This is a genomic window from uncultured Clostridium sp., from assembly GCF_900547735.1.
Classification (GTDB): Bacteria; Bacillota; Clostridia; order Lachnospirales; family Lachnospiraceae; genus Otoolea.
Genome location: NZ_URHZ01000022.1, coordinates 39,040 through 60,570, shown reverse-complemented (window position 1 = coordinate 60,570; position 21,531 = coordinate 39,040). Strand labels below are relative to the sequence as shown.

The following is a 21,531-nucleotide window of genomic DNA, read 5'->3' as shown; positions in this document are numbered from 1 at the left end:
ATGGTGTATAATGAAAATGGTAAGGGATATCTAACTGGCGCCGTGGGCCCGACATGACGCAGTTACATATAAATTAAAGGTTTAAGAAAAATTCTTAGAGAAAGAAGGAGAAATTGGTATGAACAAGAAAAAGAATAACAAAGGTTTCTCGTTGATCGAGCTGATCATTGCGATCGCGATTCTGATCATCCTGACAGGTATGTTGGCACCACAGTTTATGAAGTATATTGAGAAGTCGAGAGAAGCGAAGGACGTGCAGGCTATGGATACTGTATATTCATCATTGCAGGCTGCTTTAGCAAATGAAGATGCATATGATTATATGGTAACACAAGTCAATGATGAAACGGTACACCTCTTTACTGTAAGTCAATTTATTGGGGAATCAACCAAGACACCACTAGGGGTCGAACTTGATAGTCTTCTTGGAAAATTAGATCTTGACCTGAAGTCTAAGTTAGCAGGTACAGGCGTTATGTGTTTTGCTATACAATATACTGGTGGTGAAGAAGTAACTGTTGGAGACAATAGTGTTTTTACAGTCGGTGGATATGAGGTAATGGTTTATTGTGGTAGTACGTCTGATCAAAAGAGAATTGAAGGCTTGGAAACAATAGGTGCTACCTTAGCAGTAGATACAGTGAACAAGGCCGATTAAGAATGTAGTGGTAGTAATGTACTTACTTTCGGGAAGATAATATTGGGGGAATTGCATGTGATTTTTATACATGCAATTCCTTTCTAGAGTAGTAAAAGATTTAATGTAAAGGAATGGAAAAATCGTTCTATTTTTCTAGTCCTTTACATTAAATCTGCGAATGAACAATGTGGATATGACTTATTTTTTGAATGCTATATAAAGTGAAGAAGAATGGGGGATGGGAAAAATAAACCTCGTACCTTGATTCTAAGTGTATGCAATAAAAAAGAAAGCATATGAGTTGAAATAGACACCATGATCTTAGAAAAATATTGTTTGACATTTATTTTTGCTTTCCTCTTTGCCATCACCATCGGCAGTTTCCTCAACGTCTGCATCTACCGCATCCCCAAAGGTGAGGACGTCGTCCACACCAATTCCCACTGCATGAACTGCGGTTACAAACTGGCATGGTACGATTTAATCCCCATATTCAGTTGGCTGTTCCTGCGTGGACGGTGCAGGAAATGCGGAGAGAAAATATCGGTTCAATATCCCCTCATAGAACTGGCCAACGGCCTGCTATGGGTTGGATTGATTTATAAAAACGGTCTTACAGTAACGGGACTCTGCTACTGTATCGCCGCCTCATCCCTGCTGGTATTAAGCGTCATAGACTGGCGCACCTTTGAAATACCGATGGGATGCAATATTGTGATTGGAATTGCCGGTCTGGTGAACCTCTGGTTTAACCGGCAGGACTGGCTTACATATGGGATAGGGTTCGTCTGCGTCAGCGGACTGCTCCTTTTGATTCTGCTCCTGAGCAGGGGCAGGGCCATGGGAGGCGGTGATGTGAAGCTGATGGCGGCGGCCGGTCTTCTGCTGGGGTGGCAGAATGTCATCCTGGCTTTTGCATGCGGCTGTATCCTGGGTTCTGTGATTCATCTGGCTTTGATGAAGATACAGGGGAAAGAACGCATGCTGGCATTTGGCCCCTATTTGTCCATGGGAATCTGGTTTTCCATGATGTGGGGGCAGGAACTAATCCGGTGGTATATCGGGCAGTTCATAAATTGACGGTGAAAGATCAGAAAAGCATCAATCGGATCAGTATCATTTTCACCGTTTGACCTGTTTTTTTCATCGCGCAGGGACAGCAAAACAAATGGAAAGGATCATTTATGGGTAAGCTGTTATCAATTGTATTGAATGACAACCACATAAGAATTGCGGAATTGTCCGAAGGCAGGCGCGGTGTAACGGTTTACAGGCTTCTGACAAAGGAAGTGCCGGAAAGTCTGGTGTCGGGCGGAATCATAGTGGATGTCCGGGGCTTTGGAGAGTACCTGAACAGTACACTGAAATATGCCAATATTAAGACAAAGAAAGTAGTGTTCTCTCTTCCTTCTGATCGTATCATGAGCAGAGAAGTAATTCTGCCTGAAATGAACGAAGAAAAACTGAAGACTGCCCTCAGGGTCAATGCACCGGAGTATTTCCCGGTGGAACTGACAGATTATGTCCTGTCCTATTTTACAATCTCCAGGGTAGTGGAAGAGGAGCCGGAATCCGAGGAGGAAGACGGAGAAGAACCCGGGAAAAAGAAACCGAAAAAGAAGAAAAAGCGGACCGGTAAAAAGAAAAAGTCCAAACTCCGCCTGATGCTTGTGGCCGCGCCGAACGATATGGTGCAGTCTTATTATGATGCGGCCAAACTGGCACATCTGAAACTGATATCCCTTGATTATATCGGCAACAGCGTATTCCAGCTCACTTCCAACCAGATTGGCGATGAGCCGTGTCTCGTCATTCAGCTTGACGAAGAACACACCGTTCTTACTATCTATAACGATACGGTTATGGTCCTTCAGCGCCATGTGGATTTTGGAAGTATTACACTGCTACAGGCGGTGATGGAAAAGAAAAACTGCAGCGAAGAGGATGCGCAGGAGATTCTGGAACGCAGACATCTCATTCATAATAACTTTGACGACGGCGATGAACTGACCGACAATCTCTATTATCTGGTCAGCAACATAAAGAGAGTCATTGAATACTATACGGGGCGCAATGTGGATCAGCCGCTGGAGCTTATCTACATTATCGGCGACGGTTCCCATATCGGAGGACTGGACAGCCTCTTTGAGAACCAGCTTCATCTGCCAGTGGAAATGATTACGGCATTAAAACAGGTAACGGTGAGGGAAAGTTCCGGGCTTTCCATGAAAGAAGTCCTGAGGTACATGGATAACATCGGAGCAGTGATCGATCCGGTGAATATGATTCCCAAACAGCTTGAACAGGATATCAGGAGAAAGGTGGAGGCAAAGGCCTACCGCATCATGATTCTTCTGGCGCTGTTTTTATCTGTGATTATTATTACAATACCGGCTGTTGATTTCTTTAGTGAGGCGATGGAAACCATCGATCTACAGAATCGGCTGCTGACCGTGGAGGATGTAAAACCAATCCTGGAAAACTATAAACAGGCGCAGTCACGCTATGGTGATGTCGGACAGATTCAGGCGATGGTAAGAACGGATAACGAAAGTCTTTCCGATTTTATTACCATATTCGAACAGCTCCGGCCGAGCAATATTTCCATCCAGAGTTTTAGCTGCAGTGAGGGACAGGTGAGCTTTTCCGCACTGGCGGAGGGAAAGAAGACGGTAGCCAGGCTGATCCAGCAGCTTAATATGATTGCCAATGTATCCGAAGTAAAAGTCAGCGCACTTTCCAGTGTATTTGAGGGAGATAAGGAAACCGTTGCCTTCTCCCTGACCTGTATTCTGGTTAACCAGGATTCCCTGCTGAATCCGGGAACCAGGGCGGAAGCTCTGGGGAATCTGATGCCGGAGGAATACAGCGATATCTGGGATCCCGAAGGGCTCATGGACAGCGATAAGACGGAAAATGGAGATACGGAAGGTGACGGCGGTGAAACCATCGGAGCTGGGGAGAAAAACACTTCAGGCGCCGATGCGCAAATTGACGGACAGGAACGTTTAGCCCGTAAAGACGGAGCCGCTGCCGGAGAAGCAGCCGTACCGGAGGCCGCGCCCGCTTTGAAACAGGAAAATACCGCTGCTCCTGCGGCGGAACAGATCAATACCGCATCAGTCCAGCCGCAGGCGCCTGCCGTGCCGCTGACAGAAGCTCCGGTACAGACACAGCCGCAGACGCCTCCGATACAGCCGCAGACGCCCCCGATTCAGCCGCAGACGCCTCCGGCAGAGGCGGAAGTAGCCGTGATAACGGCAAATGCGGGAATCATGCCTGCAGCGGAAGCTGCCGCCCAGCCGGTTCCCGAAGCAGAGGCTAACATCCCGGATGGGATGGTATCAAATACAACGCCGGAAGCAGCCGTTCCAGCGGCAGATTCCGCACCTGTTCCGGAAGGCGCAGTCGCTGCGGAGGGAAATGAAAGCGGGGTGACAGCATCATGAAAATGACATCACGGGACAAAGAACTGATTTTCCTCGCATTATCACTTGGCATAGTTGCCGTGTCCTGGTTTTTCGGGGCTAAGAATCTTGAGAAGAAGACGGCCGAAGTGATAACCAGAAAAGAGGAACTTCAGCAGGAATATGACGAGAGGATGAGGATTCTTGCAAAGAAAGATGAGTACATCCAGAACACAAAAGATTATAATGAAGCATATCAGCTGATGCTGACCCAATATCCGGCGGATATCTCACAGGTTCAGCAGATTATGTTTGTAACCGGCCTGGAAGAGCGGTTCGACACACAGGTGGTTTCCGTGTCTTATACGGATCCCGCAGACATTTATCAGTTCCAGACAACGGACCCGGGAAATATGGCGCCCTATACTCTGGCCGTGAGCACACTGCAGATACCGGTTCAACTGGATTATAAACAGTGGAAAGAATTTCTCGATTATGTATTTTCCTATCAGGACAAGAATACAATCTCTGATATTTCGGCGTCATATAATACTGAAGCCAACGTGGTGGATGCAACTGTTACAATGTACCAGTATGCGATCCGCGGGGAAGGCAGAGTATTTGAGGAGCCAAAGATTACGGTTCCCATTGGAACGGACAATATCTTCCGCTCCGGAACGGCCCTTTCTTATGACGGAGGCACCGTCGAACAGATAGAGGCGATTAAAAAAGATTATGACTGTTATATCATGCTTTACCCATCCGCATCCGACATGAATGCAAAAGTGATTGCCGGGCCGGATGACAGGGAAAAGGTGGTTTCAGACAAAAACGAGGAGGAAACTTTGGTAATCCGCGCAGAGGAGAACGGCGAATCGTACAGCATTACCTATACGCTGGGAGAAAACGGCCGTCCTCACGTTCTGTATCCGGAGGGAGATACGCTGGACATCTATGTTCTCAGTTCCCCAAGAATGGGCGGTACCGATTTGAGCCAGGTAAAAGTCCAGATTGAGAACCGTACGGATAAAAAAATGCGGATTGCCGTGGCCGGTGAAGATGATTTGAGACCGAGGTTTGCGGTTGAGAGCAAAACCGGCGATGTGGAGATTCTGAAGTAATGGAGTGAACAGTAACGCCAAGTTGGTTACAGAAAGGAGCACGGCTGCCATGAAGAAAAGGAACGGAGGATTTACGCTGATTGAACTGTTGATCGCGCTTGCTGTCCTTTCCATCATGGCAGGCGTGCTTCTTCAGTCTTTTGTGATCAGCAGAAGGATGAATACAAAAGCCAGGAAAGATGAGCTTGTGCTGGATGCGGCAAAGCGGACGATGGAGGAGCTGAAGGGATATCCGTTTGAAAATCTGGAAACATTTCTGGCCGGAGGCGGTGGAACTCCGGGAGAAGGTGACGGAAGCGGGAACAGCGCCGGCGGAAATGTCATGATAGGGAATACGATTTACCGCGTGGAACGGCTGGAGGACGAATCCGGCTCAGACGACGGTACACCGGCTGGGGAAGAGGGCGGCGATGAAAATCCACCGTCATCCGGTTCACGGCAGGGATACAGGCTGACTGCGGAATATGGAAGAGATACGTCAGGTTCCGGAAAGGCGGCCTATCTTGTCTGTGCGGAAGCCGATTATGAGAAGTATAATTCGGCGGAGGACGAAGACCGAGAGAAATCATATTCCATCAACCGGTACCAGATGCCCAATATAGCCGATGTCAGCGGTTTCCAGAATGTGGTGATTGAACCGCAGGCCCTGATGAAGGATGATAAAAGCCTGACCTCCCAGTTACTCTTAAAAGTAAATCCGGATGAAGAGGAAGACGGAGAAGACAGTGGAGAAGGAGCGGCGGAAGATTCAGACGGTTCGGAGGATGAAACGGTATATACGGAGGAAGATGTAAAACGGTATTTGTGGCTGTTTGTAAAGGAAACGGCTGCTGCGGATGGCGGCAGCGGCGAAGCCGGAACCCTGACGGTCCAGGCCCAGGCCGTGTACACGGTAAAGGAGACGGAGGGAAATAGTTACAGCGCAGAGGAATCCGTCGAGGCAAATTTTGCATCGGTAAAGAAGAACGTTGTTAAGGATGAGAAAACCGGGCTTCCGGCTAACCGCGTTTATCTCTTCCTCCCGGATCATGAGACAAAATATACCTGGACGTCGGAGGAGGCCAAAGACGGCAGGGAGGCCGAAGAGTCGGGATTTCCCGGGTTTGACAGGATTTATATCGGCTCTTCCCTGGAAGAGGAGATTGAATTTTTCATGGTAGCGGCAAATCCGGATCAGTATGAAGAAAATGAAACGGACAACAAGGTTACGGTAGAACCGGCGGGAGGCACGGAACTTTTAATCTATTCCAATATCGGCGGAAAAGAACCTGTATCCTGGAAGGATGCGGAAAACAGGCTTTATCATCTGACTGTAACGGTCTATGAGGCGGATTACAATGGAACCGGAGCAGAAACCGGGGAGCCGGAAAGAGGCAGGGAAGTACTGAAGCTGGATTCTACAAAATCGGAATAGGCAGGATGGAAAAATCATACGTCAGAATCAGAGCAGAAAAAGACAGGAGGATCCGGAATGGGAAAGCGGTTAAAACATTTGCCGGAAAGAAGAAAACTGAATAATGCAGGTTCTACGATGATTATGGCGCTGACGATTGTTTCACTGATTGCCATTTTAGGAGTAATGGCCCTAAGCACGGCTCTTCTGAATGTGAAAATGAGGAATCTGAACCGGAGATCCGATAAAAATTTTTATTATCTGGAAACGGCGCTGGACGAAATCTACGCGCAGACCGGAAGGATGGCCAGCAATATCCTGAAAGAAAATTATGTCGAGGTCATGGGCTCGCTTTATAAGGACGGCTACCGGACGAATGACGAGGCCAATCTGCAGTTGAAGTCCAGGTTTATAAGCGATCTGCTGGCAGATGAGGCTTTGGGAATCGAAATGCCTTTATCGGATGACAACAGCGGAAATAACAGGAAAAATGCGGCAGAAAAACTGGCGTCTTTTTCTGATACAATACAGGAAAAGGATCTGGATGTATCAATTGGTTCGATTGTACTGGAAAAATATACGGGGCAGGCCAGTGAACCATCCGGAAACGGGCTGAAAAGTGGAATGGCGGGCGGCAGGTTTGCCGCCGGCGGAAAAGAGGTTTACAGCGGGATCCTGTTCAAGGATTTCTGCATCATGTATACAAATCCCGAAACAGGGATTGAGTCGGCTGTCACCGTGGACTTAAAAATAACGGCGCCCTATGTGAGATTTATGAATGAAGGGGAAGCTCTGTTAGATTACGTTCTGGCGGCAAACGGCGGAATCGAAGTCAATGTGAACGGAACCGGCAGCCCGGACAATTACTTTGCCGGGAAGATATATGGCAAATCATTTACAGTTGAACACAGCAAAACAGAGGTGGCAAGCAGTCTGTTTACATCGGCAGGAACCCTGACGGTCAGTAAGGGCGCGGATTTGAAAATTTCGCCGGATGAAAATACGGGTACGCAGAGCCGGGTATGGGCAGACGGAATCCGGATGGATGTTTCTTCTGTACTTACGGCGGAAAATGCAAGTTTCTTTATTAAGGATGATATGACCCTGTCGGGAGACAGGAATACGGTGACTTTAAAGGGCAGCTATTACGGATATGGCAACGAGGGAGACGACAGGGAGCTGACAAAAGAGACGCCGAATAAGAGCAGCGCGATTATTATCAATGACAGAGGGAGCAAACTCGACATGACCGGGCTGGATACGCTGATCTTGGCAGGCCGCGCCTATATGAGATTCGACGACACAATCACAGGCCAGGATGTGTATCCGATGGGAGAGTCCCTGGCTGTGAAGGCGACACAGACCATTTACCTGGTGCCGGAGTCCTCCATAACGCTTAAGTGGAACGGGAAGAAAGAAGCGGCAGGTTCCAACCCCGTACTGCTGCCGGAGGAAGAGGATGCTTATACGCTGACACTCCATGTAAAACTTCCCGAGAACATGGGCGGAAATGAGGCCGACTATCTGATTAAGGTAGATAATCCAAAAGCGGCGGACGACAGTGGAAAAGGAATCTCAGTCTCTGAGTATGACAGAGAAAATTCACCCGCTGTTCCCGTAATCCTCAACGGAAAAGTCTATGTTTATTACAATTTCAACTCGGAAAATGACAGAAGAAAATATTTCAATGATTACCTGAAAAATGAAGCCGATTCCTTTGACAGGCTGCTGCAAAAGAGCGGCATGACGGGAGGCAAAAGTCCGGAAAATACATTTAATGGAGGCGTATTGATAGAGGACGGCGGCAGTTCAACTCAAATCAATACATCCGGTTCCCTGTATCAGGTGGCGGGAAAAGATGAAGGGGAAGACGGTCATCTGTTCCAGCTTCTGGAGAAAGGGCAGAGCGGCGTAAGCAGCAGTATAGAATGGGCGAACCTGATAGGAAACCTCGACGCTTCGTTTAACAACCTGAAAATGAACCTGGCGGAGACGGATCGCGTGGGCGGCCGTGCTGCGGAGGCGGTTACGGGACTTTCCGCAATCCTTCCGATTGGCAATTATGTTAAAGTGGATGAAGTGGCAAAGCTGAATGGAGAGCCGGTATTTCTCGACGTGGATGGCTGCTATGTGCTGTTGAGCGGTGATTCGGTAACGGTTCAACTGGACGAGGACGGCGAGGCGGCAGTCAGCACTCTGGGGAGAACTTACACCATGAAAGGCGGCCTTGTAGTTTCTGCGAAAGATATAGAAGTGTATGGAGAGGGAACATATAACGGCCTGCTGATGGCTGCGGGGAAAATATCAATCACCGGCAGCGCCAAACTGACGGCGGACGGCCAGACCTTTGAACCCATTCTTGACAGAGACGAGATAGCAGAATATTTTTATGATTACAGTGACGTGGCATCTACCGTGCTGAATGACTATGAAGATTTTGTAACCAGAGAGAACTGGAGCCGCTCCGGGCGTGAGCAGGGAGGCGGAAAATGATGAATGCAGGAAAAGAGGATAAGGCAAACGGAGGTTTTTCACTGATAGAACTCATCATTGCAATGACTATTCTACTGGTACTCAGCGGGATGCTTTTCCTGGGAACCAATTCGGCAAAGAGGAAGGAAACAGAAAAGTATGTCAACGCCCTCAGCAATCAGATCAATCTCTCAAAGACAAGCGCCATGTCGAAATCCGGGAAGTGGCGACTGAGCCTTTACCTGAAAGATAAAGACTATTACTGCGTGCATGAGATAGAAAAACGGAAATCGGACGATGAGGAAGATACTTACTGGGAGATCCAGTCGGAGAAGGTTATGCTGGGGCGCTCGGGTGTTATGAAATATGAACTGCTGTCCGGCGGGAGCGGGGAAGGAAGCGGCGCGGAAGAGGATTCCAAGGGAACCCTGATCCACGTCTGGCGTTTTGACCGGGATACCGGTTCCTGCATAGAGGGAGCCGGCACACTGGCGGTAACCGGGGCTGGAAAAACGCAGTATCTTACTGTTTACCGGGAAAATGGCCGGTGTGAGACAGGCGATGCTGGTGTGGTGCAGTAGTTTAGAGATAGGAAAAGATGTTGGCGGAATGGTATCGGAGATAAGTGAAGCAGGAATAAAACTGCTGTTCACTCGGAAGGTATTCCACAAGGTGTTTTCATGAGCTTTTCGTGAAAATCTCAAGTTCTGCGGCGTGAACAATAACGGAATAAACAGAGAAGGAAAGGAGGGACGGCATGGAGAAAGCAGAAATAAAAGCGGCATTAATGGCCGGGAAAAAGAGCCGGAAGAATGCAAATAAAGGATTTACGCTGATAGAGCTTTTAGTAGGCATCTCGGTTATGGCAATTGTCGGACTAATGATGACGTCCCTGTTCGGCAGCTCCACCCGCCTTTACCGCTCTGCGATTTCCTATTCCAATATTCAGACAGAAAGCCAGACCGTCAGCCGGAGAATCAGCAATACCGTGATGGGAGCCAGGTCCTTGTACCTCAACGAAGGGGAGAAAGGAACCTATCTGTTTACCGGTGAAGTGACGGAGGCGGCCGGGAAGGCGAAATTCAGCGGTGAAATGTTATGGTTTAATAAGGAAACGAACTGTCTGTATCAAAACAGCAGCTTTCTTGCGGAAGAGGACTCCGGTGCATTGGAAGAACCAAATTCAACCGGAGAGGAAGACGGCGAGGAAGAAGACGGGCAGGAAGAGAAGCTCCAGTCTCTGGGAGCGCTTTCTCCTGATACGGTAAGGAAAGCATTTGAAGAAAACGCGGGCAAAGGACGGGAATACCTGATCAGCGATAAGGTGCAGGAACTGAAGTTTACGATTTATCCTGTACTGACACAGGAAGAGCGGATCGGTGACGCAGGGTATTTTTATAAAACTGAAGGAAAAGTAACTGTGGATTTTGCAATCACATTCCAATATCTGGACAGTAAGAGCTATTCCGTAGATACCAGTGCGACTCCAAGAAACAAGCTGGCTGTGCTGTGGTGGAACGGCAGCAGTGACGGCGGGGATGGGAGGCAGTAATGGAAGTTCGTGTACAGAAAAAGAAAAACAAATTCCCGATAGATGGGAAAAAACTGCATACGGTATGGAAGGTTCTGGCTGTGATTCTGTCGATTTGCGTGCTGGCTGGAGGGATCGCGCTTGTTCCAGGATGGTTTCAGGAAGCCCAGGCCGGAATAGATCCGACTAAATATAGTAAGGAACATCCGTTTGTGGTTTTAGAAATTGTGCCATATGAAGGTCAGGGACAGTGGGGATATACTGTTAGCGGCCAGGAACCGGTATCGGCAGAGAAAATCAGACTGTATCACGAGGCTGCTAATGATGAGAAACATTATTGGGAGAATACGAATCAGGACAATACATTTGATATTGATTTTAAATTTTCAGGCCTGGTAAGAGAGGTTCAAAATAAAAGCTATAGCAACCAAGATACTTTTGTTAAGCAGATTCTCTGCAGAGATAGTGGTAATCCGGACGATTGGTCGGGTAAAGTGAAAGTTCAATCCAAAAGTGCGTGTGATGTAACGGTTCAAGACGTAAAGTCAGCAGATTTGGTCGTGGTGCAAAGTAATGAAACTGCATATAAATATAATGGTTACAGTAAAACTCCTCTGTACGTTTATTGGAAATATAACAATCCTGCCGTTATGTTGAGGACAGAGAATGGAGCGGTCATTAGCCCTTTGGATGGAGGACAAGCTGTTTACGAAGGACAGATATCAAAAGATAATGGCGTGACATGGAAGTCAATGGATATGCAATGGGACGTGGTACTGGCTATCTTAGATCATGCATATACAAATAACAAGGCGACTATTGTTGCGTCAGAAAAAACCTCAGGGAATGCAGAAAATAATATAGACAAATTAATTTTACTCCTATCTAAACTGACCAGAAAAGCATATGTTGATGATGGAATCAGTAAAATGATTACTACTGCAGTCAACGGGAACGGGCTCACTACGGGGAGTTTTAATGGACAGGTAGTTTGGAACGAACAGTTATTTTATGATGCACTTTTACTTAACCGCACAAGTTTTGTAGATGGTTTTGAGAAACTAAAATATTTTATTTATAATCCATCAGACAAATATTCTCCTTCAGGTGCCTTGAAAACATTTCTAAATAACTTTAGAACAATGGCCAATCAGTCAAATGAGCAGTTTTATCAGTTTATAGATTCTGATTTATGGGATGATATTTTAAAATATGCAAAACTTCTGAGAGATAAGGAAGACAATGCAGGCAAAATTACAGAATCGGAGTATCAGTGGTTTGTCGAATGCCGGACAAAGTACGAAAAAAAGCAGATTTGTAAGCTCGAAGATAAATATGAAGTTGGGTATGACGTGCTGCATAATGGAGGGTATAGCGGAAAAACAGAGTGGGATAATGTAATACGCTATATGGAAGGTTGGATAAGTTATCCCTTTGTACCGGTTCTTTTAGCAGACAGTTCTAAGCATCAGATAGATGTTGAAGAGATTTTGCTTGGAGGTGTTGTAACACCTGACGGGCCACCGGAAGATGCAACAGATGGCTCTGTTAAGGTATTGGAAATAGAGCCATGTAATAATTATTGGCTTTCAGTACCGGGCAACCTTCCAAAACTTGCAACGGCAATTGGAGTTGACGAGGATGACATATCAGTTACATACGTAACGCCGAATACTTTGAATGGTATGGCGGTAGATCTCGTCGCAGAGTATGACTTGATACTTATAGGAGATGACGCATCGCTGCTGAATTCATCTGGTGGCGGCGGTTCAAAGAGTGTAAAGTACCGTAGTAACGGCTTTTCCGATGATGCAATTATTCCTCAGACTTTAATCAATGGTCTACTTGTAAATGACTATACAACTAAAGAAAGATTTGATATTGATATAACTAAGAAAACATCAGGAGTATCATTAAATACAGGCTCTTATCCTCTAACAGGCAGCGGCAGCACGAACTGGAATCCATTATTACGCGAAAAATGGAGTAAATTGCCGGGAGAGTATTTTCTTAAAAACGTAGAATTATCTTTAGAACTTCAAGCATTGGGGGCAGACACTACAGTAAGTAAGGCGAGATTCAGCGGCGATGATGTGACCCAATTTATGCAAAAGCAATTAGCAGAATTTGTAAAATCGGGACAGCCGGTTATAATTACAGAACAGCTTAGCACTGATGCTGAGAAACAAATCAATGAGTTCGAATGGATCGATATGAACAATAACCCATATAATGCGGAATGTGATATTGATTCCAGATTGCTTTTTGCACTATATGGGATAGAAGATGTAAAGGATTACTACAATAAAAGCCTGGATAAGTCTTATTTTGATAAGCTGATATTGATGGATTCAAAGATAACAAATCCAACTACGAAAACAGTAGATTTAAAAAAAGATTTTAAGAGTTCTGTTATTATTAAGGATTCTGAGCTTATAAAAGATGAGAATGATGAAGTTGTAACTGCGGTTATACAGAAGGGGTGGAATTCGGATACAAGGCCGGAGTTGAATACTTTAGCTAAATCGAATACGCTGACATTTGACTATGCAATTGAAATGCCCCTGGGGGACAAAGCCGAAAATATTATCATGAAAATTATCGTGGATCGCAATGGTGACGGTTATTTTGATGAAGAAGGAGATGGAGCATCCACTTCAGGAAAGCCGGGGGCACATAATAATGCCAGTGCATCTATTAAAAACGATCAGGTTTTTACCTGCCGTTTTGCGGATTTGTCTCCAAATGATTATACTGTGGAGGGAGCCAGGATCACAGGACGCTATACGACACCTATGCCGGTCGATTCAATCGAAGAAATATGTCAGTTTCAAGTGAAAGTATCCACACTTGACAAAAAGAATCCTCTTTATAGTGTGTGGACCGGATACATGCGGCCGGATTTGAAAAAGAAAGATGTAAAAGTACTTCAGATTACACCATACTCGGATACGATTGGAGGAAAAACGCTGGATAAAAATCCCCAATTTACCCGATTGATAGAAGAAGCGGAACAAAATGGCGGTGAGTATCATTTCGATTTTGAAAACGGCGATTTTGAAACGATATCTGAGGGCGATTTTGCCGCGGCTTGCGCAGGTGGGGAAATAAATCCAACCACATTATCCAGTTATGATTTAATTGTGGTCGGTACCGATTTTTCTTCTGAATTGAAGGGAGATATAATTGATCTGGATACGAAGGAGGCTGAAAAGGTTTTAAAGAGTTACTCAGAAGAGTTAAAAAAACCAATTATTTTTACAGGGGATGCTTTTTCGTATGTCAACTCAGAGAACTATTACGCTCCTGAAGAAGTGGATTATTATTACCGCAATATGACAATCCAGGAAGGGCAGCAGGAAAAGCCAACTGAATCCAACCCGAATTATAAGAGAGTGCTTATCAGTGAAGAACAGTATAACGACTATTTAGGGAAAAATGAGAAAGAGTGGAAAGATAATAATCATAACATAGGAGAAGGAACTGTTTACCTCGATCCGGAAGGATTACATTCAGTGGTCGAACAAGCAGGGTCCTATAAAGCAGTTATAAGGCCGACTGATGCAAATGACGGAAGACAAATTTCTGATTTGTACATAGGGTGGAATATATCTTCTGCTGACTGGATAAATGGTGGGGGAAGATCCGTAAAGACGACAGGAGAAAAGAATGTTTCGGTTTCGGCATATGACTTCTATGAGAAATTTGGAAGTATGATTTACCGCACATGGAGTTGGGTTTATTATTATTACGCACATACTGGTTATGTAACAGAAGATGAATTAAGAGCATTGTATGAAAAGAGTAATGGCAATCTTCAGACGACTACTATTGGAAGGAATTCTTTTAATGTAAAAGACCTGCATTCGGCACTGGGGAGTTACGAAGCGATTTCCAAAGATATTGTAGATGAAAAGAACCCAATTAAAATAGCAGGAGATACATATTATAAGTTTAAGTCTAATGGAAAAGACTATTTAGCGATCCGGTTGGAGGAAGACGTTACTAACTTATATGGTTATGTGTGGCAGAAAAAAGTCGCCGGAGACAGTGCAAATCCGGTCGAAACTAAGTACGTGCTGAACAATGTAGCAGGAAAAGGAGATTCCTTATATCCATCTCAAAACGCATGGAATTATTTATTCACTCAAAAACTCAGATACACCGTGGGTATGGATCGCTTTGCCATAACCACAGATATAAAACCCAAAGACAAAAGAGACAAAGGCAGCAGCAGACGCTGGACCGAGATAGAAGAACTGCAGGGATTTACCAACGGAGCCCTGTTAGAGTATGCGTTTATTCCGAAAGAGGGCAGCAGTTATGCATCATTAGTCAACACGGCCTCGCCGTATAACACACAGCTCTCATTGAATCTCGCATTAGGAGTAAAACCGCGTACGGAGTATATTGAACCTTTGAATGAAGGACAAATCGGATTATATCCCTTTATGATTTTCGACGAGGTTTCCGAAGCGAAAGTAAAGGTTGCCAAAAATCATGCGCCCTACTACCAGCTTGACCTGGAAAGGGAGCTTGGGAAGGGGAAAATTGATGATGTGACCGTCTGGTATACATTTGCAGGTTCGGGTAAAGATGACGAGTCGAAATACTTCGACACAACCGTCAGGGATGCAAGAAATAACTATTACCTCTACTCCAAAGGCAAAATTTATTACACCGGTTTTTCTCTCTACGATGTGACAGAGGGCACAGATTCCGATGATGCGCAGCTCGTTCCCGACATGGAAATGAAACTCTTCATCAACACCATCTACGCCGCCCTCAACAGCGAAACAGAAGAAACCACCTACTACGATACCGTAGTCCGGGAGGGGGGAACTGTTTCCGGCATTGAGCTGGCCCAGGATGCCGGGGCGCCGAACCGTTATACCTGTTATTACGATGAGTATGACGAGACGCTGGAGCTTTCCTTCCGCGTCCAGAAAATAAGTGCTGCGGACGGTGAGACAACACCGCTTACAATTGGTAAAAAGGGTGAAAAGGCAGAAAACGGCCTGCCGGCGGTGAATGAGTTCGATGAGACAGTATACACATTGACAGGCCTTCCGGAGGAAAACGGTGTTTCGAACTTCCCCGTTGTCAAGATTGCAGGGGAGCAGGGAACAAAGGGCAGCATGGGAAGCGGGGCAAGTGATATCTGGTATACGCTTCGTTTTACAGGGGATAAAGGAGACGGAAAAATCCCGGACGACATGGACGGGATGACGATGATAATCGGTCCAAAGGCAGCGGAGACGGGAACACTCAGGCCGGACAGCATATATGCGGAGATACGTTTTGTAAAACGGAATTTATTCGAGCTTGATTAGCTGTCAGCCGCAGCAAAAGAGGAGAGAGCCACATTCATGGTTCTCTCCTCTTTTGCAGTCTGTCCCAATTCTGGGTCAGGCTTGTACCGATTCTGTTTTCAAAGTATCAGAGCGGATGTTAGAACTCCGGCTCGATCAGTCCGTAGGTGTTGCCTTTTCTCTTGTAAACTACATTGACCTGCTCGGTCTCGGAGTTTAAGAATACGTAGAATGCATGTCCGAGAAGTTCCATCTGTACACATGCCTCTTCGGGGTCCATCGGTTTCATTGCAAATCGTTTCACTTTGACAATCTTTACTTCATCATCTGATTCGTATTCTTCATTCATAAAATAATCGGAGAAAGCGATGGCGGCCTGTTTTTTGTCGACAATCTTGTTCTTATATTTTTTGAGCTGGCGCTCGATAATTTCTTCTACCAAATCAATGGATACGTACATATCGTTACTTTCCTGCTCTGCACGGATGATAGTGCCTTTTACAGGGATGGTAACTTCAATTTTCTGACGTTCTTTTTCAACGCTTAATGTGACAATTGCTTCTGTGTCCTGATTGAAGTATCTTTCTAATTTGCCGATTTTCTCCTCAACTGCTGCCTTTAACCCCGGGGTAACATTAATATTTCTTCCAGTAATCTTATAACGCATACACATCGCTCCTTTTTCTTGGGATGTTTATAGTATACCACTTTTATTCAATAAATTCAATGATGAAAGTAAAATTGTCGAGACAATTATTGTTAATTTTTTCTAAAAAGTTTAAATTATTTGTAGAAAAAACCATTGCAAAACGGTTTAAAACAAAGAAATTCTGTCAAGGCTAATCTTTGTATTTTTTGTCGAAATATGCAAGTTTATGAGATATACACAAAAAAACGGATAGGGAACTTTGGATGGGGAAAGATGATGATAAACATAAAAAAGATGTGGATAATGTGGATAAGTCGGTGTATAACTGCTTTTTCCCCTAAAATGGACAAGGTGCGGTGTGCATAACTTTTCAACATTTTCGACGAAATCGGTGTGGATAATGTGGATAACTGGGGAATAGAACAAGTTTTTTGTGCAATTTGCTAAGTTTACCATAATGTGACGAATTATGTCACTGTAAAAATAAGGATACCGTTAATTGGATGTGGACAAAATGTAAAAAATTTATGAAGTCGTTGAATAAAACGCCTGTTAGTGTTAGAATAAGTAAGATTGTATAACTATAAGTATGCAGTTTTGGCATGAATAGAAGAGCTTGCAATGATGATAATAGAAATAATGATAGAAAATAGGAGAGTAAAGCATGAATCTGATAGAGAAAATGTTTGGAACTCACAGCGAGCGTGAATTAAAGATGATTTACCCCATTGTGGATAAAATCGTTGCTTTAAAACCTGAGATGGAAAAGCTGACGGACGAAGAACTGAAGGACAACACCAGAAAGTTCAAAGAGCGTCTGGAGAAGGGTGAAACATTGGACGACATCCTGCCGGAGGCATTTGCCACCATCAGAGAAGCGGCAAGGCGTGTCCTCAACATGGAACACTACCCGGTCCAGTTGATTGGTGGTATTGTTTTACATCAGGGACGTATCGCCGAGATGAAGACCGGTGAAGGTAAAACACTTGTATCCACGGCTCCGGCATATCTGAATGCGCTGTCCGGAAACGGTGTATTTATCGTAACGGTCAATGATTACCTGGCAAAACGAGATGCCGAGTGGATGGGTGAGGTCCACAGATTCCTGGGACTCTCCGTCGGCGTGGTACTGAATGCCATGACGCCCGATGAGCGCCGTGCGGCATACAACTGCGATATTACCTATGTTACGAACAACGAACTCGGTTTCGACTACCTTCGTGACAACATGGCTATATATAAGGAACAGATGGTTCTGAGAAATCTGGACTATGCCATCATCGATGAGGTTGACTCCGTATTGATTGATGAGGCAAGAACACCGCTTATCATTTCCGGACAGAGCGGTAAATCCACTAAATTATATGAAGTCTGTGACATCCTGGCACGCCAGCTGGAACGCGGTGAAGAATCTGCCGAGTTTACGAAGATGGCCGCCATTATGGGGGAAGAGATTGAAGAGTCGGGCGATTTCATTGTCAATGAGAAGGACAAGGTAGTCAACCTGACCGAGCAGGGCGTTAAAAAGGTAGAGGAATTCTTCCATATTGAAAACCTTGCCGATCCTCAGAACCTGGAGATTCAGCATAACATCATCCTGGCGCTGCGTGCCAACAACCTGATGTTCCGCGATAAGGACTACGTTGTAAAAGATGACGAGGTCCTGATTGTAGATGAATTTACAGGACGTATTATGCCGGGCCGCCGTTATTCCGACGGACTTCATCAGGCAATCGAGGCAAAAGAGCATGTCAATGTACGCCGCGAGAGCAGAACGCTGGCGACCATTACGTTCCAGAACTTCTTTAATAAATTTAAAAAGAAATCGGGTATGACCGGTACGGCCCAGACTGAGGAGAAGGAGTTCCGTAACATCTATCAGATGGACGTTATCGTGATTCCGACCAACAGGCCGGTAATCCGTATTGATAAAGATGATGCCGTTTACAAGACGAAGAAAGAGAAATTCCACGCAGTAGTGGATGAGGTGGTAGCAGCCCATGAGAAGGGACAGCCTGTCCTGGTCGGCACGATTACCATTGAGACTTCCGAACTTTTAAGCAAGATGCTGACAAGACGCGGAATCAAACACAAAGTACTGAACGCCAAGTTCCATGAACTGGAGGCTGAGATCGTAGCAGATGCCGGTGTACACGGCGCCGTTACCATTGCCACCAACATGGCCGGCCGTGGTACGGATATCAAGCTGGACGACGAGGCGAAAGCCATCGGCGGACTTAAGATTATCGGTACGGAGCGTCATGAGTCCAGGCGTATTGACAACCAGTTACGCGGACGTTCAGGACGTCAGGGAGACCCGGGTGAATCGCGTTTCTATATTTCTCTGGAAGATGATCTGATGCGTCTCTTCGGTTCTGAGAAGCTGATGAGTATGTTCAGTGCATTGGGCGTGCCGGAGAACGAGCAGATCGAGCACAAAATGCTGTCGAATGCCATTGAGAAAGCCCAGATGAAGATCGAGACCAATAACTACGGTATTCGTGAAAATCTGCTTAAATACGACGAAGTTATGAACGAGCAGCGTGAGGTTATCTACGACGAGCGCCGCCGCGTATTGAACGGCGAGAGCATGAGAACCGTAATTATGAAGATGATTACGGATATTGTAGAAAATGCAGTGGACTTGTCCATTTCTGATGAACAGGGGACGGAAGATTGGGACCTGACGGAACTGAATTCACTGCTGCTTCCGATTATTCCTCTTCCAACCATCGCATTAAACGATGATCAGAAGGATATGAAGAAGAACGAGTTAAAGCATATGCTGAAGGAAGCCGCCACGAAACTCTATGAAGAGAAGGAAGCGGAATTCCCGGAAGCAGAGCAGATCCGTGAGATCGAGCGCGTAATTCTTCTGAAAGTAATCGATGCCAAGTGGATGGCTCATATTGATGATATGGATCAGCTTCGCGAGGGCATCGGCCTCCAGGCATATGGCCAGAGAGATCCTCTTGTCGAGTACAAGATGAGCGGCTATGAGATGTTCGACAGTATGACTGCCGCAATCCGTGAAGACACAGTACGTATCCTGTTCCACATCCGCGTGGAGCAGAAGGTAGAACGTGAACCGGCTGCCAAGGTTACGGGAACGAATAAGGATGACAGCAGCGTTCAGGCTCCGAAGAAGCGTGAGGCAAAGAAGATTTATCCAAACGATCCGTGCCCATGCGGTTCCGGCAAGAAATTCAAGCAGTGCTGCGGCCGTAAGATCCTGCAGGAGATGAGTTCCAACCCGGAGCTTAAGAATAAGACGGTTCAGATGCAGATTCTTCCTCAGGGACAGAAGAAAGAGGAAAACTGATTAAGTCCCGATATTTAATAAGTTTATCATGTTAGATTTGTAAAAATATAAAATTGAAAGTGGGTGAAGCTATGGTTGAATTAGATCAATTCAAATATACGTTATCGACGTATGATAAAACTTTAGTGGAAGTGAGGGATTCACTTTGACCTGGATAACAAGGTAAAGCGAATCGATGAGCTGGACAAATCCATGGAGGAACCGGGATTCTGGGACGATCCGGACAGGTCCACAAAAACAGTAAAAGAAGCAAAGAATTTAAAAGATACGGTAGAAACTTACCGCCATCTGGAACAGCAGTACGAAGATATCCAGGTAATGATAGAGATGGGATACGAGGAGAACGACCCTGCGATGATCCCGGAGATTCAGGAAATGCTGGATGAGTTTATCGGCAGTCTGGAGGACATCAGGACGAGGACTCTGCTTTCAGGGGAGTATGATAACTGTAACGCCATATTGAAGCTGAATGCGGGAGCCGGAGGAACCGAGGCCATGGACTGGTGCAGCATGCTGTACCGCATGTACCAGAGATGGGCCGACAAGAAAGGTTATACGACCGAGGTACTGGATTTCCTTGACGGAGATGAGGCCGGAATCAAGTCTATCACGATTCAGATTAACGGGGAGAATGCCTTCGGATATCTGAAATCGGAGAAGGGCGTGCACCGTCTTGTGCGTATTTCACCCTTCAATGCGGCAGGCAAGAGGCAGACTTCATTCGTGTCCTGCGATGTCATGCCTGATATCGAGGAAGATCTGGATATTGATATTAACCAGGACGATCTGCGGATTGATACGTACCGCTCCAGCGGCGCCGGCGGACAGCATATTAATAAGACGTCATCCGCTATCCGTATTACCCACCTTCCAACCGGAATCGTGGTACAGTGCCAGAATGAGCGTTCCCAGTTCCAGAATAAGGACAAGGCAATGCAGATGCTGAAGGCAAAGCTCTATCTGCTGAAGCAGCAGGAGAACGCGGATAAACTTTCCGATATCCGCGGTGACGTTAAGGATATCAACTTTGGAAACCAGATCCGTTCCTATGTTATGCAGCCGTACACATTGGTTAAGGATCACCGGACCAATGTCGAGAACGGCAACGTCAATGCCGTGATGGACGGGGACATTGATCTGTTTATCAGCGCTTACCTGAAATGGATCAGCCTGAAGAACCAGGAGACTCCGGAGCGGTAATCAGCGGGGCGTCGATGTATTAAATAATATTGTTTTAATAAACGGGAGGAATCGGGCTATGTGCCGTTCCTCCCGTTTTTGCGTATTAATTGTTAATGATGCTCAGATGTATTCCGCGAAGCGGCGTTTTTTGCCGTTTCTGTGCATCGCTCAGCGTGTTACTGGGCACGGAGTGAATAGTAACCTATTTATTTAAGTTTATATTAACATTTGCCAAAAATGCTTGAATCTGGATGGCGATTTTGTTAAAATTTAACTAACAACAGAATATACAGCAGAAAACATATAACGCCGAATGCCATCAGCCTGCAAACCGGGCGGCGGCAGCGGGAGAACCAATTTTTGGGGTGTATTCGCCTTTATGGCGATAGGGGACCTTCTTCCCCGAACCCGTCAGCTAATCTCGTAGGCGAAGGAAGGGGTAAGCGCATTTATGCGCCCTTGTCTGATGCCCGTGAGAGGCCCGTAAGGCGTGCCTTTCGCT

Annotated in this window: 12 protein-coding genes and 1 riboswitch; of the genes, 11 read left to right on the top strand and 1 reads right to left on the bottom strand. The window is 45.8% G+C overall.

The genetic code is table 11. The features are described 5' to 3' along the window. The first annotated feature begins 118 nt into the window (after nucleotides 1-118). The 9 genes from QZT18_RS09275 (at nucleotide 119) to QZT18_RS09235 (ending at nucleotide 15,897) form a co-directional block, all read left to right on the top strand. A complete protein-coding gene (locus QZT18_RS09275) occupies nucleotides 119-658 on the top strand; it encodes a prepilin-type N-terminal cleavage/methylation domain-containing protein (RefSeq protein ID WP_294146976.1) in 540 nt (179 codons plus the stop codon). Nucleotides 659-976: 318 nt separating this feature from the next. Next, on the top strand, nucleotides 977-1,720 hold the full coding sequence (locus QZT18_RS09270; protein ID WP_366925837.1) for a prepilin peptidase: 744 nt from the start codon (nucleotides 977-979) through the stop codon (nucleotides 1,718-1,720). A gap of 104 nt (nucleotides 1,721-1,824) precedes the next feature. Then, nucleotides 1,825-4,089: a pilus assembly protein PilM gene (gene pilM / locus QZT18_RS09265; protein ID WP_294146969.1), complete on the top strand. Its 2,265-nt coding sequence runs from the start codon at nucleotides 1,825-1,827 to the stop codon at nucleotides 4,087-4,089. Then, entirely contained in the window at nucleotides 4,086-5,168 is a 1,083-nt protein-coding gene (locus tag QZT18_RS09260) for a hypothetical protein (protein WP_294146953.1), read from the top strand. Before pilM ends, QZT18_RS09260 begins: the two co-directional genes overlap by 4 nt. Before the next feature lie 49 nt (nucleotides 5,169-5,217). Beyond that, nucleotides 5,218-6,582: a type II secretion system protein gene (locus tag QZT18_RS09255; RefSeq protein ID WP_294146951.1), complete on the top strand. Its 1,365-nt coding sequence runs from the start codon at nucleotides 5,218-5,220 to the stop codon at nucleotides 6,580-6,582. A gap of 57 nt (nucleotides 6,583-6,639) precedes the next feature. Next, on the top strand, nucleotides 6,640-9,054 hold the full coding sequence (locus tag QZT18_RS09250) for a hypothetical protein (RefSeq protein ID WP_294146948.1): 2,415 nt from the start codon (nucleotides 6,640-6,642) through the stop codon (nucleotides 9,052-9,054). Continuing rightward, nucleotides 9,051-9,614, top strand: a complete 564-nt coding sequence (locus QZT18_RS09245) for a type II secretion system protein (protein WP_294146946.1) — start codon at nucleotides 9,051-9,053, stop codon at nucleotides 9,612-9,614. The genes QZT18_RS09250 and QZT18_RS09245 overlap by 4 nt, the downstream gene beginning before the upstream one ends. A 176-nt stretch (nucleotides 9,615-9,790) precedes the next feature. After that, nucleotides 9,791-10,585, top strand: a complete 795-nt coding sequence (locus QZT18_RS09240) for a PilW family protein (RefSeq protein ID WP_294146944.1) — start codon at nucleotides 9,791-9,793, stop codon at nucleotides 10,583-10,585. Beyond that, nucleotides 10,585-15,897: a DUF5057 domain-containing protein gene (locus QZT18_RS09235; RefSeq protein ID WP_294146942.1), complete on the top strand. Its 5,313-nt coding sequence runs from the start codon at nucleotides 10,585-10,587 to the stop codon at nucleotides 15,895-15,897. Before QZT18_RS09240 ends, QZT18_RS09235 begins: the two co-directional genes overlap by 1 nt. A gap of 118 nt (nucleotides 15,898-16,015) precedes the next feature. Here QZT18_RS09235 and raiA read toward each other — a convergent pair whose 3' ends face one another. Further along, the gene (gene raiA, locus QZT18_RS09230; RefSeq protein ID WP_227032361.1) at nucleotides 16,016-16,543 is read right to left on the bottom strand and encodes a ribosome hibernation-promoting factor, HPF/YfiA family; all 528 of its coding nucleotides are present in this window, start codon (nucleotides 16,541-16,543) and stop codon (nucleotides 16,016-16,018) included. A 646-nt stretch (nucleotides 16,544-17,189) separates the two neighbouring features. Here raiA and secA point away from each other — a divergent pair. Together secA and prfB are read left to right on the top strand one after the other, a co-directional pair. Next, nucleotides 17,190-19,847, top strand: coding sequence for a preprotein translocase subunit SecA (gene secA, locus QZT18_RS09225; RefSeq protein WP_294146938.1), 2,658 nt, complete (start codon nucleotides 17,190-17,192; stop codon nucleotides 19,845-19,847). 71 nt (nucleotides 19,848-19,918) lie between these two features. Then, a protein-coding gene (gene prfB, locus QZT18_RS09220) for a peptide chain release factor 2 (RefSeq protein ID WP_294146936.1) occupies nucleotides 19,919-21,047 on the top strand; the annotation gives its coding sequence in 2 pieces (ribosomal slippage) (nucleotides 19,919-19,993 and nucleotides 19,995-21,047; 1,128 coding nt in all). Nucleotides 21,048-21,326: 279 nt separating this feature from the next. Next, a riboswitch (cyclic di-AMP (ydaO/yuaA leader) is annotated at nucleotides 21,327-21,474 on the top strand. Nucleotides 21,475-21,531: the final 57 nt, after the last annotated feature.

Bases quoted from the DNA above. Each gene is read 5' to 3' on its own strand.
- QZT18_RS09275 (WP_294146976.1), top strand. From the start codon at position 119: ATGAACAAGAAAAAGAATAACAAAGGTTTCTCGTTGATCGAGCTGATC.
- pilM (WP_294146969.1), top strand. From the start codon at position 1,825: ATGGGTAAGCTGTTATCAATTGTATTGAATGACAACCACATAAGAATT.
- QZT18_RS09260 (WP_294146953.1), top strand. From the start codon at position 4,086: ATGAAAATGACATCACGGGACAAAGAACTGATTTTCCTCGCATTATCA.
- QZT18_RS09255 (WP_294146951.1), top strand. From the start codon at position 5,218: ATGAAGAAAAGGAACGGAGGATTTACGCTGATTGAACTGTTGATCGCG.
- QZT18_RS09250 (WP_294146948.1), top strand. From the start codon at position 6,640: ATGGGAAAGCGGTTAAAACATTTGCCGGAAAGAAGAAAACTGAATAAT.
- QZT18_RS09245 (WP_294146946.1), top strand. From the start codon at position 9,051: ATGATGAATGCAGGAAAAGAGGATAAGGCAAACGGAGGTTTTTCACTG.
- QZT18_RS09240 (WP_294146944.1), top strand. From the start codon at position 9,791: ATGGAGAAAGCAGAAATAAAAGCGGCATTAATGGCCGGGAAAAAGAGC.
- QZT18_RS09235 (WP_294146942.1), top strand. From the start codon at position 10,585: ATGGAAGTTCGTGTACAGAAAAAGAAAAACAAATTCCCGATAGATGGG.
- raiA (WP_227032361.1), bottom strand. From the start codon at position 16,543: ATGCGTTATAAGATTACTGGAAGAAATATTAATGTTACCCCGGGGTTA.
- secA (WP_294146938.1), top strand. From the start codon at position 17,190: ATGAATCTGATAGAGAAAATGTTTGGAACTCACAGCGAGCGTGAATTA.